At 67.6% G+C, this 14295-nt stretch carries 15 protein-coding genes; 9 read left to right on the forward strand and 6 right to left on the reverse strand.

Features of this window, described 5'->3' with window-relative positions:
* Nucleotides 1-115: 115 nt before the first annotated feature.
* Complete coding sequence (gene metK / locus WS96_RS04695; RefSeq protein WP_006482984.1) at nt 116-1303, reverse strand: methionine adenosyltransferase; 1188 nt, start codon at nt 1301-1303, stop codon at nt 116-118.
* A gap of 265 nt (nt 1304-1568) precedes the next feature.
* On the opposite strand from metK, the gene lpxL reads away from it, so the two are divergent.
* Nucleotides 1569-2453 carry a lauroyl acyltransferase LpxL gene (lpxL, locus tag WS96_RS04700; protein ID WP_059791056.1) on the forward strand — a complete coding sequence of 295 codons (885 nt, stop codon included), beginning with the start codon at nt 1569-1571 and terminating at the stop codon, nt 2451-2453.
* Between the two features lie 25 nt (nt 2454-2478).
* On the opposite strand, the gene WS96_RS04705 is transcribed toward lpxL, so the two are convergent.
* Complete coding sequence (locus tag WS96_RS04705) at nt 2479-2781, reverse strand: HigA family addiction module antitoxin (protein ID WP_034208662.1); 303 nt, start codon at nt 2779-2781, stop codon at nt 2479-2481.
* Nucleotides 2782-2794: 13 nt separating this feature from the next.
* The gene (locus tag WS96_RS04710; RefSeq protein WP_059830976.1) at nt 2795-3073 is read right to left on the reverse strand and encodes a type II toxin-antitoxin system RelE/ParE family toxin; all 279 of its coding nucleotides are present in this window, start codon (nt 3071-3073) and stop codon (nt 2795-2797) included.
* A 391-nt stretch (nt 3074-3464) separates the two neighbouring features.
* Between WS96_RS04710 and dapF the strand changes: the two genes are divergently transcribed.
* The 8 genes from dapF to hslU all read left to right on the forward strand — a co-directional run bounded on the left by dapF (nt 3465) and on the right by hslU (nt 11637).
* A complete protein-coding gene (gene dapF, locus WS96_RS04715) occupies nt 3465-4334 on the forward strand; it encodes a diaminopimelate epimerase (protein ID WP_059780766.1) in 870 nt (289 codons plus the stop codon).
* Nucleotides 4335-4373: 39 nt separating this feature from the next.
* A complete protein-coding gene (locus WS96_RS04720; RefSeq protein ID WP_059830978.1) occupies nt 4374-5099 on the forward strand; it encodes a DUF484 family protein in 726 nt (241 codons plus the stop codon).
* 13 nt (nt 5100-5112) lie between these two features.
* A complete protein-coding gene (gene xerC, locus WS96_RS04725; protein ID WP_059830980.1) occupies nt 5113-6033 on the forward strand; it encodes a tyrosine recombinase XerC in 921 nt (306 codons plus the stop codon).
* Nucleotides 6034-6109: 76 nt separating this feature from the next.
* On the forward strand, nt 6110-7324 hold the full coding sequence (locus WS96_RS04730; RefSeq protein WP_034208667.1) for a class I SAM-dependent rRNA methyltransferase: 1215 nt from the start codon (nt 6110-6112) through the stop codon (nt 7322-7324).
* 194 nt (nt 7325-7518) lie between these two features.
* Nucleotides 7519-8598 carry a CobW family GTP-binding protein gene (locus WS96_RS04735; protein ID WP_059830982.1) on the forward strand — a complete coding sequence of 360 codons (1080 nt, stop codon included), beginning with the start codon at nt 7519-7521 and terminating at the stop codon, nt 8596-8598.
* Nucleotides 8599-9091: 493 nt separating this feature from the next.
* A complete protein-coding gene (dksA, locus tag WS96_RS04740) occupies nt 9092-9508 on the forward strand; it encodes an RNA polymerase-binding protein DksA (RefSeq protein ID WP_006477498.1) in 417 nt (138 codons plus the stop codon).
* A gap of 238 nt (nt 9509-9746) precedes the next feature.
* A complete protein-coding gene (gene hslV / locus WS96_RS04745) occupies nt 9747-10283 on the forward strand; it encodes an ATP-dependent protease subunit HslV (protein ID WP_006760749.1) in 537 nt (178 codons plus the stop codon).
* 10 nt (nt 10284-10293) lie between these two features.
* Nucleotides 10294-11637, forward strand: a complete 1344-nt coding sequence (hslU, locus tag WS96_RS04750; protein ID WP_059830985.1) for an ATP-dependent protease ATPase subunit HslU — start codon at nt 10294-10296, stop codon at nt 11635-11637.
* Between the two features lie 196 nt (nt 11638-11833).
* On the opposite strand, the gene WS96_RS04755 is transcribed toward hslU, so the two are convergent.
* The 3 genes from WS96_RS04755 to WS96_RS04765 all read right to left on the reverse strand — a co-directional run bounded on the left by WS96_RS04755 (nt 11834) and on the right by WS96_RS04765 (nt 14123).
* Nucleotides 11834-12376, reverse strand: a complete 543-nt coding sequence (locus WS96_RS04755; RefSeq protein ID WP_006483687.1) for a response regulator transcription factor — start codon at nt 12374-12376, stop codon at nt 11834-11836.
* Between the two features lie 13 nt (nt 12377-12389).
* Nucleotides 12390-13808, reverse strand: a complete 1419-nt coding sequence (locus tag WS96_RS04760) for an ATP-binding protein (RefSeq protein ID WP_059830987.1) — start codon at nt 13806-13808, stop codon at nt 12390-12392.
* Nucleotides 13809-13898: 90 nt separating this feature from the next.
* The gene (locus WS96_RS04765; protein WP_034208671.1) at nt 13899-14123 is read right to left on the reverse strand and encodes a cysteine-rich CWC family protein; all 225 of its coding nucleotides are present in this window, start codon (nt 14121-14123) and stop codon (nt 13899-13901) included.
* Between the last annotated feature and the right edge of the window lie 172 nt (nt 14124-14295).

The following is a 14295-nucleotide window of genomic DNA, read 5'->3' on the forward strand; positions in this document are numbered from 1 at the left end:
TTAACATCGCCACGCCCCGTTTACAACAAGTTGGCGCAAACAAAAATGCCGTTCAGTCGCTTAACTGAACGGCATTACGGCCTGGCCGGGGTTTTTCATTTCAGGCGAACGACGCTTACGCGACGCGTGCCGTCGGCTCCACACCGGCCGCTTCGGCCAGCGCGAGCGCCTTGTCGGTCGCTTCCCACGAGAATTCCGGCTCTTCGCGGCCGAAGTGGCCGTAAGCTGCGGTCTTCTCGTAGATCGGGCGCAGCAGGTCGAGCATCTTGATGATGCCCTTCGGACGCAGGTCGAAATGCTCGCGCACGAGCTTCGTGATCACCGCATCCGACACGCGGCCCGTGCCGAACGTGTTGACCATCACCGAGGTCGGCTCGGCCACGCCGATCGCGTACGACACCTGGATCAGCGCGCGCGACGCGAGGCCGGCGGCGACGATGTTCTTCGCGACGTAGCGGCCGGCATAGGCAGCCGAACGGTCGACCTTCGACGGATCCTTGCCCGAGAACGCGCCGCCGCCGTGCGGTGCGGCACCGCCGTACGTGTCGACGATGATCTTGCGGCCGGTCAGGCCGCAATCGCCCTGCGGGCCGCCGATCACGAACCGGCCGGTCGGGTTCACGAGGAACTTGATGTCGCCCTTGATCAGGTCGGCTGGCAGCGTCGGCTTGATGATTTCCTCGATCACGGCTTCGCGCAGCGCGGGCAGCTCGATGTCCGGCGCGTGCTGCGTCGACAGCACGACGGTGTCGATCGAATCGGGCTTGCCGTCGACATAGCGGACCGTCACCTGCGACTTCGCGTCCGGACGCAGCCATTGCAGGCGGCCGTCGCGGCGCAGGCTGGCCTGGCGCTCGACGAGACGGTGCGACAGGTAGATCGGCAGCGGCATCAGTTCCGGCGTTTCGTCGCATGCGTAACCGAACATCAGGCCCTGGTCGCCCGCGCCTTGATCGAGGTTGTCGTCATGCGCGCGGTCGACGCCTTGCGCGATGTCCGGCGACTGCTTGTCGTACGCGACGAGCACCGCGCAACCCTTGTAGTCGATGCCGTAGTCGGTGTTGTCGTAGCCGATGCGCTTGATGGTGTCGCGCGCGATCTGGATGTAATCGATGTTGGCCGTCGTGGTGATTTCACCGGCCAGCACGACGAGACCCGTGTTGCACAGCGTTTCGGCCGCAACGCGGGAATATTTGTCCTGCTCGAGGATGGCGTCGAGAATCGCGTCCGAGATTTGGTCCGCGACCTTGTCCGGATGGCCTTCGGAGACGGATTCGGACGTGAAGAGATAATCGTTTGCCACTTTTTCAGGCTCCTGTGTGGTTACGGTTGGTTTCACGTAGCCAGCTTCGTTGGGCCTGAAGCGGCGACGCTTTAGCGGATTACCAGGACCGGGCAGCGCGTGTCGCGCCAGCCGGCTTCGCCCCGCAAGTTGTCAGTTAACTCGGCGAAGCCCGTATTATAGCGGCTTTCCTGAATTGTCACAGAGCGCCGCCCGTGCTGCATCTTCCGCTGTCTCACCACCCTGTTCGCAACGTGCCGGCCTGCCGGCCCTACGGAGCTTCCGCATGCTAGGCCGCCTCGGCACGCACCTCGCCATCGGCTTGCTGAAGCTGCTCGCCCTGCTGCCGTACGGTCTCACCGCACGGTTCGGCGACGGCCTCGGCTGGCTGCTGTATCAGATCCCCAGCCGGCGAAAGCGCATCGTACATACGAATCTGAAACTCTGCTTCCCCGACTGGAGCGACGAGCGGCGCGAGGACGTGGCGGGCCGGCATTTCCGCCATGCGATCCGCAGCTACGTCGAGCGCAGCGTGCAGTGGTTCGGCTCGGAGAAAAAGCTCGCGAAACTGATCCAGGTCGACAGCGCGGTCGATCTCACCGATCCCGACCTGCCGCCGACGCTGTTCCTCGGGCTGCACTTCGTCGGCATCGAAGCCGGTTCGATCTGGCTCAACCGGTCGCTGCAGCGCCGCTGCGGATCGCTGTACCAGCCGTTCTCGAACGCGGTGCTCGAGGAAGAGGCGAAGAAGGCGCGCGGGCGCTTCGACGCCGAGATGGTCGGTCGCGCGGACAGCGCGCGCGTCGTGCTGCGCTGGCTGCGCGACCGCAAGCCGGTGATGCTCGGCGCCGACATGGACTACGGGCTGCGCAACTCGACGTTCGTGCCGTTCTTCGGCGTGCCGGCGTGCACGCTGACGGCCGTCGGCCGGCTCGCGAAGACGGGCCGCGCACAGGTCGTGCCGTTCATCGGCGAGGTGCTGCCGAACTACAAGGGCTACCGTCTGAAGGTATTCAAGCCGTGGGATCACTACCCGACCGGCGACGACGATCTCGACGCGCGGCGGATGAACGAATTCCTTGAGGAACAGATTCCGCTGATGCCCGAGCAGTATTACTGGGTGCACAAGCGCTTCAAGACGCGCCCGCCCGGCGAGCCGAGCCTGTACTGACCAGCATCGGCCTGCGGGCGCACGGTCATGCGCGCGTCCGCACTCTGGTTACCTTCGGCACGCCTTTCGCGCGTGCCTGCCACAGATCGTAGGCGGATTGCTGCGCGAGCCACAGATCCGCACGGCCGCCATTCTCCTCGCCGAGCCATGCCTCGAGGCGCAGCGCCATTTCCGGCGAGATTCCTGCATGGCCGTGCAGGATGCGCGACAGCGCCGCGCGCGTGACGCCAAGTTGCGCGGCAGCCTCGGTGACAGTCAGGCCCAGCGCCGGTAGCACGTCCTCGCGCAGCGCTTCGCCCGGATGCGGTGGATTGAAGATGCGAGTCATGGCTTGAATCACCTCAATGGTAGTCCTGGTAATCGACCAGGACGGCATCGGCTCCGTCGAAGCTGAACGTCAAACGCCAGTTGCTGCTCACGCTCACCGCGTAATGGCCGTCCAGCCCTCGGGCCAGGCCGTGAAAGCGCCAGCCCGGCACGTTCATGTCGAGCGGCCGGCTCGCAGCGTCGAGACGTGCGAGCTGGCGCCGTAACCTCGGGGCATGGTCGGGCCGGATGCCCGCCTTGTTCCCGCTCGTGAAAAACGCTTCCAGCCCCTTGTGCTGCCACGACTTGATCATGGATCTCCCACATTCGAGTCGCGATGCCGACAGCATGGCCCATGCGTATAGCCACACTATACGAATCGCTTGATTGCGCTGTCAATTTGACCTGTACGAAAGTGCGCGTCCCGCCCATCCGCTGTTTTCGCCGAGCCTTGCGCCCGCCGCGACAGGTTCGCCACACCGCACCAATTTGCCCACCCGCCTCGCATGCGACCAGTCGACCGATCGGCAGATACCGCTCCCTGCCCGCCTTCGCCCGCGGTACAAACCGGTCGCCCACGCAGGACGCCCCTGTCGGCTGCATGTATCATTTGCGGTTGAGATCAGCACGACGAACGAGGCCGCCCCGGCGTGGCCGCCGGCCGTCCGTGCCGACCGCCTTGTTCGCCATGGAATTCCGGACCCAGTGAAACTCTCGTTCACCAAGATGCACGGCGCGGGCAACGACTTCGTCGTGCTCGACGGCTATTCGCGCGCGCTGCCGCCGCTCACCGATGCGCAGGTGCGCGCGCTCGCCAACCGCCACTTCGGCATCGGCGCCGATCAGTTGCTGCTGGTCGAGAAACCGACCGTCGACGGCGCGGATTTCAAGTACCGGATCTTCAATTGCGACGGCGGCGAGGTCGAGCACTGCGGCAACGGCGCGCGCTGTTTCGTGAAGTTCGTCAGCGACCGCGGCCTGACCGACAAGCGCAGCGTGCGCGTGCAGGTCATGAAGGGCCTGATCACGCTGACGATGCAGGACAACGGCGAAGTCGTCGTCGACATGGGCGCGCCCGTGTTCGCGCCGGCGCAGGTGCCGTTCGATGCATCGGGCCTCGACGGCCGGGCCGACGGCAACGACACGCTGTGGCCGCTCGACGTCGGCGGCGCGACGCGCTGGATCTCGACGGTGTCGATGGGCAACCCGCACGCGGTGCAGGTCGTCGACGACGCCGAAGCGTATCCGGTGCTGGAAGAAGGCCCGCTGATCGAGCGCCATGCGCGCTTCCCGCAGCGCGTGAACGCCGGTTTCATGCAGATCGTGTCGCGCCGCGAAGTGAAGCTGCGCGTGTACGAACGCGGCGCGGGCGAGACGCTCGCGTGCGGCACCGGCGCGTGCGCGGCGGTCGCGGCCGGCATCCGGCGCGGCCTGCTCGATTCGCCGGTGACCGTGCACACGCACGGCGGCACGCTGACGATCGGCTGGGACGGCGCGCGCGACGAAGCCGCCGCGCTGACGATGGCCGGCCCCGCCGCGACCGTGTTCGAAGGCGAGATCGACCTGACCGCCTGACCCTGCAACGTCCTTGATAACACTGAACGCTCCAGCCACATGAACGATCGCGAAGTCGCCGACTACCTGCTCGCCAATCCCGAATTCTTCGCGCAGCACGCCGAGCTGCTCGCGACGATCCGCCTCGCGAACCCGCACGGCAAGGCCGCGATCTCGCTGCAGGAGCGGCAGATGGAGATGCTGCGCGACAAGAACAAGCATCTCGAACGCCGGCTCGCCGAGCTCGTGCGCTACGGGCACGAGAACGACAGCCTGTCCGCGAAGTTCAGCCGCTGGACCGCGCGCGTGATCGCGGAGCGCGATCCGTACGCGCTGCCGCGCACGATCGCCGACGGCATCGCCGACGTGTTCGACGTGCCGCAAACGGCGGTGCGCGTGTGGGATGTGGCCGACACCTACGCGCAAGCCGACTTCGCACGCCAGGTCGGCGAGGAAGTGCGCCTGTTCACGAACGGCCTGTCGACGCCGTACTGCGGCGCGAACACGGGCTTCGAGGCCGCCCAGTGGCTCGCGCCCGCGCTCGCCGCCCCGGCCGCGAGCGCGGCGGAGGGCGCCGACGCCGCGCCGGCCGGCGACGGCTCGGCCGCGTCGGTCGCGCTGCTCGCGCTGCGTGCGCCGCTCGCCGGCAACGACGCGCCCGCGTTCGGCCTGCTGGTGCTCGGTTCGCCCGATCCGCGCCGCTTCCACGACGGGATGGCCACCGACTTCCTCGCGCAGATCGCGACGCTCGCGAGCGCCGCGCTCACGCGCCTGCTGCCGCACTGATTCGCCGCACGCAATGACCGACGATCCGATCGCCGCCTACCTGTCGAACCTGAAGCACGTCAGGCAGCTGTCGGAACACACGCTGCGCGGGTACGCGCACGAACTCGACGAACTGAAGAAGCTCGCGGCCGGCCGCCCGCTCGAAGCATTGAGCGCCGCCGACATGCGCGGCGCGGTCGTGCGCGCGCACGCGGCCGGGCTGTCCGCGCGCTCGATCTCGCACCGGCTTTCCGCATGGCGCGCGTTCTATCGCTGGTTCGCGCAGCGCATCGAGATGCCCGCGAATCCCGTGGCCGGGGTACGCGCGCCCAAGCGCGAGAAATCGCTGCCCAAAGCGCTGTCGGTCGACGATGCGGTCGCCCTCATGGATACGCCGCTGCCCGACACGACCGAAGGCATTCGCGATCACGCGATCCTCGAGCTGTTCTATTCGTCGGGGCTGCGCCTCGCCGAACTGGTCGGGCTCGATGTCGGGTACGCGCAGGCCGACGGCTACCGCTCGGCCGGCTGGCTCGATCTCGCCGAAGCCGAAGTCACCGTGCGCGGCAAGGGCAACAAGGAGCGCAAGGTGCCGGTGGGCTGCAAGGCGATCGACGCGCTGAACGCGTGGCTCGCGGTGCGCGGCGAATTCGTGAAGCACGATCCGCATCCGCTGTTCGTGTCGGTGCGCGGCAACCGGATGTCGCCGGGCGTCGTGCGCGAACGCGTGAAGCGCGCGGCGCTCGCCGCCGGCATCCCCGCCAACGTCCACCCGCACGTGCTGCGCCACTCGTTCGCGACGCACGTGCTGCAGTCGAGCGGCGACCTGCGCGCGGTGCAGGAACTGCTGGGCCACGCGAGCGTCGCCGCGACGCAGGTCTATACGTCGCTCGACTTCCAGCATCTCGCGAAGATTTACGACAGCGCGCATCCGCGCGCGAAGAAGCGCGACTGACGCGCGTCCCGTGCTATCCGCCGCGCGCGGCGGCCGGCATCGGCCGGCGTCGCGCCCGGCCCCTTTCGATCTCATCATGCAAACCGTCACCCTCAAGCCGTCCAAGGAAAAATCGCTGCTGCGCCGCCATCCGTGGATCTACGCCAATGCGATCGACCGCGTCGACGGCAAGCCCGCGCCCGGCGCGACCGTGCTCGTGCGCGCGCACGACGGCCGCTTTCTCGCGCGCGGCGCGTACAGCCCGCAGTCGCAGATCCGCGTGCGGGTGTGGAGCTTCGACGAGAACGAGCCGATCGATCACGCGTTCTTCAAGCGCCGCGTGCAGCGCGCGGTCGCGCACCGCACGACGATGGTGTCGGGCACGGGCGCGGTGCGGCTCGTGTTCGGCGAAGCCGACGGGCTGCCGGGGCTGATCGTCGACCACTACGTCGCCGATACCGCCGAAGCCGGCGCGACGCCGCGCGGCCAGCTCGTGTGCCAGTTCATGGCGGCCGGCGTCGAAGCGTGGAAGGACGCGATCGTCGCGGCGCTCGTCGGCGCGACCGGCTGCCCGAACGTGTACGAGCGCTCGGACGTGTCGATCCGCGACAAGGAAGGGCTCGAGCAGACGACCGGCGTGCTGGCCGGCGACGCGCCGCCCGCGACGCTGATCGCGAACGAAAACGGCGTGCGCTATCACGTCGACGTGCCGAACGGCCACAAGACCGGCTTTTACGTCGACCAGCGCGACAACCGCGCGCTCGTCGCGCAGTACGCGGCCGGCCGCGACGTGCTGAACTGCTTCTGCTACACCGGCGGCTTCTCGCTCGCGGCGCTCAAGGGCGGCGCGAAACGCGTCGTGTCGATCGACTCGTCGGGCGACGCGCTCGCGCTCGCGCAGCAGAACGTCGTGGCCAACGGCTTCGACGCGGCGCGCGCGACCTGGCTCGATGCCGATGCGTTCAAGACGCTGCGCCGCCTCGTCGACGAAGGCGAGCGTTTCGACCTGATCGTGCTCGATCCGCCGAAGTTCGCGCCGACCCGCGACAGCGTCGATCGCGCGGCGCGCGCGTACAAGGACATCAATCTGAGCGGCTTCAGACTGCTGCGCCCGGGCGGCCTGCTGTTCACGTACTCGTGCTCCGGCGCGATCGACATGGACCTGTTCCAGAAGATCGTCGCGGGCGCGGCCGCCGACGCGAAGGTCGACGCGCGCATCCTGAAGCGGCTCGGCGCGGGCGTCGATCATCCGCTGCTCGCCGCGTTCCCGGAAGGCGAATATCTGAAGGGCCTGCTGTTGCAAATCGTCTGATCGCCCCGATCTAGCGCGGACGACCGCGCCCGCCCCGCCCGGTTGGCGGCACAGCGCTTTCGCCTGTCGTCCGGACGACGGGCGGGGGCTTGACAGGTATGTTTCAATGGATGGTTGTGCGCCCCGGCTCGCAGCGCGAGGGCGCGACGCACATCCTGGTTTTGACCCCGATTCACGAACCACAGGCGACCGACATGGCCACTCCCGTCACCATCCTTACCGGCTTCCTCGGCAGCGGCAAGACGACGCTGCTCAAGCGCATCCTGAACGAACAGCACGGCATGAAGATCGCCGTGATCGAGAACGAGTTCGGCGAAGAGAACATCGACAACGAAATCCTCGTGCAGGATTCGAACGAGCAGATCATCCAGATGAGCAACGGCTGCATCTGCTGCACGATCCGCGGCGATCTGGCCCGCGCGCTCGGCGATCTGGCCGCGAAAAAGCGCGAAGGCAAGCTCGACTTCGACCGCATCGTGATCGAGACGACCGGCCTCGCGAACCCGGGTCCGGTCGCGCAGACCTTCTTCATCGACAGCGAAATCGCCGACGATTTCCTGCTCGACGCGGTCATCACGCTGGTCGACGCGAAGCACGCGAACGCGCAGCTCGACGAACACGAAGTGGTGCAGCGCCAGGTCGGTTTCGCCGACCGCCTGTTCATCACGAAGTCGGACCTGGTCGACGGCGAGACCGTCGCCGGCCTCAAGCACCGCCTGATGCACATGAACCCGAAGGCCGCGATCAAGATCGTGAATTTCGGCGAAGCGGACATCAAGGAAATCTTCGACCTGCGCGGCTTCAACCTGAACGCGAAGCTCGAGATCGATCCCGACTTCCTCGCCGAGGACGATCACGCGCACGCCCACCACGATCACGACCATGATCACGATCACGCCGGTTGCGACCATGATCACGGCCAATGCGCGCACGATCACGGCCATGGCCACCACGATCACCACCACGCGCACCATGACGACAAGATCAAGTCGTTCGTGTACCGCAACGACCGCCCGTTCGACCCGAACAAGCTGGAAGACTTCCTCGGCGGCATCCTGCAGATCTACGGCGAGCGGATGCTGCGCTACAAGGGCGTGCTGTACATGAAGGGCGTCGACCGCAAGGTCGTGTTCCAGGGCGTGCACCAGATGATGGGCAGCGACCTCGCGGCCAAGTGGCTGCCGGCCGAGAAGAAGACCAACAAGATGGTGTTCATCGGCGTCGACCTGCCGCAGGACCTGATCACCGACGGCCTCGACGCCTGCCTCGCCTGATCCGCGCGGGCGCCTGCCCTCCACCGCTGCCCGGCCGCCTTCGCAGGCGGCCGCAGCAGCCGCGCGGCGCCTTTTCCGGGCAGGGTTTCGTCGTCATCGCTTTTTCGCGATTTGCGCGTTATATTTTCTAGATATTGGCGTGGCCGACGGGGATCGACCCGATACGGCGCCCGCTTGCGATTCAGTTACAATACGTGCCCGCTGGAGTACGGCAACAAACAGGCCCGGTTCTTGCTGAACCATATCCGGGCATCGCAACCGCGCCGGATCGCCCATCCGCCTCCCGGCCGCGGCCGATGCGATCTGCCGCGCAGCACACCGGTTCGCAGCGCGCGCAAATCAGCGCCAGGCCTATCCCTGGTATTTGAGAACCGGTTTCCAGAGGCTTTCGGCCCCGCGGCGGCAAATCGCAAATGATTGCAAGCGCGGTTGCGGGTAATCCCAAAGTGCAGGCACTATCTCTTGATTTGCCGCACATTGAAGAAGCAAGCAGATGACGAAGAAACTCTTGACCGAAGCCGAAATCCTGAAGATGAGCGACAAGGATTACATGAATGAGGATCAGCTCGCCTTCTTCAAAAATCGGCTCGAACAGTTGCAGGCGGACATCCTCAAGAATGCAGGCCAGACGACCGAGAACCTGCGCGAGACGGTGATCGTCCCCGATCCCGCCGACCGCGCGACGATCGAGGAAGAGCACGCGCTCGAGTTGCGTACGCGCGATCGCGAACGCAAGCTCCTCAAGAAGGTTCAGCAGTCGCTCGCCCGCATCGATTCCGGCGATTACGGCTGGTGTGAGGAAACCGGCGAACCGATCGGCATTCCGCGCCTGCTCGCGCGTCCGACCGCCACGCTGTCGCTCGAGGCGCAGGAGCGCCGCGAGTTGCGCCAGAAGCTGTTCGGCGACTGATCGAGCGGGCATTCCGCTCAGACACGCTGCTTCCCGGAAGCGCGCGGCCTGCCGCGCGCTTTTTGTTTTTCCGGCGCCGGCTCCCGGCCGCCGGCCGATTTGCCTCCCCCTCTTGATATCCCGGCGCCCGCCCTAAAATGAAACGGACGTGCGCCGGGCCGCTTCCCGGCGCACCGCGGATTCACGCGGCGGCCCCTCGCGCCGCCCGACTCTTCCCCGTTTTTCTCAAGGAACGCAGATGGAGCAATTTCACGGCACGACCATCGTTTCGGTCCGGCGCGGCGACAAGGTCGCGCTCGGCGGCGACGGCCAGGTAACCCTCGGCAACATCGTCATGAAGGGTGGCGCGCGGAAAGTGCGGCGGATCTACAACAACCAGGTTCTGGTCGGATTCGCGGGCGGCACCGCCGATGCGTTCTCGCTGCTCGACCGCTTCGAGGCGAAGCTCGAGAAGCACCAGGGCAATCTCACCCGCGCGGCCGTCGAGCTCGCGAAGGACTGGCGGACCGACCGGATGCTGCGCCGCCTCGAGGCGATGCTGATCACGGCCGATGCGACCACCACGCTCGTGATCACCGGCAACGGCGACGTGCTCGATCCGGAAGGCGGGATCTGCGCGATCGGCTCGGGCGGCGCGTACGCGCAGGCCGCGGCCCGCGCGCTCGCCGAGAACACCGAGCTGTCGCCGCGCGAGATCGTCGAGAAATCGCTCGAGATCGCCGGCGACATGTGCATCTACACGAACCACAACCGCATCATCGAAACGATCGAGTAAGGACCGCACCATGAGCACCATGACCCCTGCCGAGATCGTCTCGGAACTCGACAAGCACATCATCGGCCAGGCGAAGGCGAAGAAGGCCGTCGCCGTCGCGCTGCGCAACCGCTGGCGCCGCCAGCAGGTCGCCGACCCGCTGCGCCAGGAAATCACCCCGAAGAACATCCTGATGATCGGGCCGACGGGCGTCGGCAAGACCGAAATCGCGCGCCGCCTCGCGAAGCTCGCCGATGCGCCGTTCATCAAGATCGAGGCGACCAAGTTCACCGAAGTCGGCTACGTCGGCCGCGACGTCGACAGCATCGTGCGCGACCTGATCGAGATCTCGGTCAAGCAGACGCGCGAAGCCGAAATGCGCAAGGTGCGCAGCAAGGCGACCGACCAGGCCGAAGACCGCATCCTCGACATCCTGCTGCCGCAACCGCGCGCGGTGGGCTTCGGCGGCAATGCCGAGCACGCGAACGACGACAACAACGCAACGCGCCAGACCTTCCGCAAGCGCCTGCGCGAAGGCCAGCTCGACGACAAGGAAGTCGAGCTCGACCTTGAGCAGCCGACCGTCGGCATGGACATCATGGCGCCGCCGGGGATGGAAGAGATGACCGAGCAGATCCGCTCGATGTTCTCGAACCTCGGCAGCGGCAAGAAGCAGCGCCGCAAGGTGAAGATCAAGGAAGCGCTGAAGCTGCTGACCGACGAGGAAGCGGCGAAGATGCTGAACGAAGAGGAAGTGAAGACGAAGGCCGTGCAGAACGTCGAGCAGAACGGCATCGTGTTCCTCGACGAGATCGACAAGATCACGTCGCGCAACAACGAAGGCAGCGGCGGCGAAGTGTCGCGCCAGGGCGTGCAGCGCGACCTGCTGCCGCTCGTCGAGGGCACGACGGTCAACACGAAGTACGGGATGGTGAAGACCGATCACATCCTGTTCATCGCGAGCGGCGCATTCCACCTCGCGAAGCCGAGCGACCTGATTCCCGAACTGCAGGGGCGCTTCCCGATTCGCGTCGAGCTCGATTCGCTGTCGGTCGAAGACTTCGAGGCGATCCTCGACGCGACCGACGCGAGCCTCGTCAAGCAGTACCAGGCGCTGCTCGCCACCGAGGACGTGCAACTCGAATTCGCCGACGACGGTATCCGGCGCCTCGCCGAGATCGCGTTCGCGGTCAACGAAAAAACCGAGAACATCGGCGCGCGCCGGCTGTACACGGTGATCGAGAAGCTGCTCGAGGAAGTGTCGTTCTCGGCGGGCAACCACGCCGGCGAGCGCGTGACGATCGACGCGCAGTATGTCGACCGCGCGCTCGGCGAAGTGTCGCAGGACGAAGACCTGTCGCGCTATGTGCTGTAACGCGCGCGGCGGCGACAGCGAAACGGGCGGCCCGCGGGCCGCCCGTTTTCGTTGGTGCGCGCCCGTGGCCGCGCTCGCGGCTTCGTGCGGGACAGCGCGGCGCGGCTGCGCCGTAGCGCGTCGCGTTGCGTCGCTCCCGATCGCATCGCGCGACGCCCGTGCCACCCGGCGTGCGTGCGCGCCGGCGCGTCGCCGCTTACTGCCGCACCGGCTTTTTGGCGAGCTTGCGCTGCAGCGTGCGGCGGTGCATGTTCAGCGCCCGCGCGGTCGCCGAAATGTTGTTGTTGTTCTCGGCCAGCACGCGCTGGATATGCTCCCATTCGAGCCGGTCGACCGACAGCACGACCGGGTTCTCGAGCGCCTCCTCGGCCTGCACTTCGGTCGCGTTGGTCTGCAGCGCGGCCAGGATCGACTCGACGTTCGCCGGCTTCGCGAGGTAGTTGTCGGCGCCTTCCTTCACGGCCTGCACGGCGGTCGCGATGCTCGCGTAGCCGGTCAGCACCAGGATCCGCGCATCGGGCTGCAGGTCGCACAACGGCGCGATCAGGCTCAGCCCCGAATCCTCGCCGAGATGCAGGTCGACGGTGATGAACTGGAACTTGCCGCCTGCGGCGAGCCGCAGCGCCGCCTCCTTGTCGTGCGCCTGCTGGACCGCGTAACCGCGGCGCTCGAGGCCGCGCGCGAGCGTGCCCGCGAACACCTCGTTGTCGTCGATCACCAGGAAATTGTTCTCGCTCATGGGGTTTCTCCGTCTACGTGTTGGTTGAGGCAGCCGGCATCGCGACACGCGCGACCGGCAGGCGCAGCACGGCCCGCGTGCCGCGCCCGGGCGCGGCGCCGGCCGGGCGGCCGTCCGGCGTGCCGGCTGGCCGTTCGGCCGCGCGTGCACCCGTGCGTTGTCCCGATGCGGCCGCCGCGTGGCCATTCGCCGCACCGGCCGCCCGCCCGTTGCCGCCGGCCGCACGCGGCGCGACATCGGACAGTTCGATCTCGCCGCCCAGCCGCGCGGCCGCACTGAACGCGAGATACAGGCCGACGCCGTGCCCGCCCTGCGTGCTGTCGACCGGCATCGCGCCGAGCGATTCGCGCAGCGCGGCCGGAATGCCGGGCCCGTCGTCGCATACCTCGAATTCGATTTCGTCGGTCGCGCGGTCGTGCGCGACCTTCGCGGCGAGCGTCACGCGCTGCGGGCTCGCGCGCGCGGCGTTGTCGAGCAGGATCGTCAGGATCTGGCCGGCCGCGACCGTATCGTCGAGCGCGACGCCCGACGGGCGCGCGCCGAGCAGTTCGAACTGCACGTGCGGATGTCGCAGGCGCCAGTGCTCGACGAACGTGTCGAGCCAGTCGTCCACCGGCTGGCGGCTCGCCGGCGCGCTCGCGCGGCTGCGCAGGCGCGCGAGCGCCGACGTGCAGAGCGTCATCTGTTCCTCGAGCACCTTCAGGTCGGCCTCGTAGCGCGCCAGCCCCGGATCGGCGCGCGCCGCGTCGCGCAACTCCTCGGCGAGCATCGCGATCGTCGACAGCGGCGTGCCCATTTCGTGCGCGACGGTGGCGGCCTGCACGCCGAGCGCGACGGCCCGCTCGTCACGCAGCAGGTGCTGCTGCGCCTCGCCGAGCGCCGCGTCGCGCTGGCGCAGCGCATTCGACATGCGCGCGACGAACCACGCGATCAGCCCGACGCTGACCATGAAGTTCGCCCACATGCCGGTCCGGTAGTAATCGAACAGGTTCGCCGGGTTGTCCATGTTGAGCGGCACCGAATCGAAGCCGAGCGCCGCGTAGCACGCGACCGCGAACGCCGCGAGCCAGATCATCAGGTGCCACGGCAGCACGGCCGCCGCGATCGCGAGCGACGGCAGGTACAGCGACACGAACGGATTGGTCGTGCCGCCCGACAGGAACAGCAGCGCGGACAGCGCGCCGAGGTCGACCCACAGCTGGCCGAGCAGCTCGAAATTGGTCTCGGGCCGCGCGCGCAGCACGCGCACCCAGGTCAGCGCGTTGAAAACGATTTCGAGCGCGATGACCATCAGCATCGCCGGCAGCGGCAGATGCACGCCGAAATAGGTCTGCACGACGCCGATCGTCACGAGCTGGCCGATGATCGCGAGATTGCGGAGCCAGAACAGGTGACTGAGGTTGACGCGCCCGGTGGTGGTGATTCGTTGCATCCGGGCAGTTTACCCGTTTAGCGCCCGGCGCCCCTAGCGGGGCCGGATCCACGCGTGCGAACGGGCGGCACGCGTGCGCGGCGCGCCGCGTCAACCGGCCTCGCCGGCCATGCGCTGCGCGATCTCGTCGGCCAGACACTCGGGGCATCGGCACCGCGCACCGGCCGCGGGCGGCGTGCCGCCGGGCAGCATCGGCATCGACGCGCACCAGCAGTCGAACGGCTGCGTGTGCGCGCCGCAGTCGAAGCCGCGCCCGCAGTGCGGGCAGCGCGCACGGCGCGGGACGGAACGGGCGTCGGCGGCGGAATCGGTCATGGCGCAGTCGCGGAAGCGGGCGGGACATCGCCCCACGCGACAAGCATAGCGCGGCGGCTGAATTTTGCACGCCGGCCGCCCGGCCGCGGTGCCCGCCAACGCATGCGCGCCCGCCCGCCGGCGCCCGCCGCGCGACGGCGCCCCGAATCGTGCCGCGCCATAGCCGGCGGGC

It is taken from the genome of Burkholderia sp. MSMB1835, from assembly GCF_001526365.1.
GTDB lineage: Bacteria > Pseudomonadota > Gammaproteobacteria > Burkholderiales > Burkholderiaceae > Burkholderia.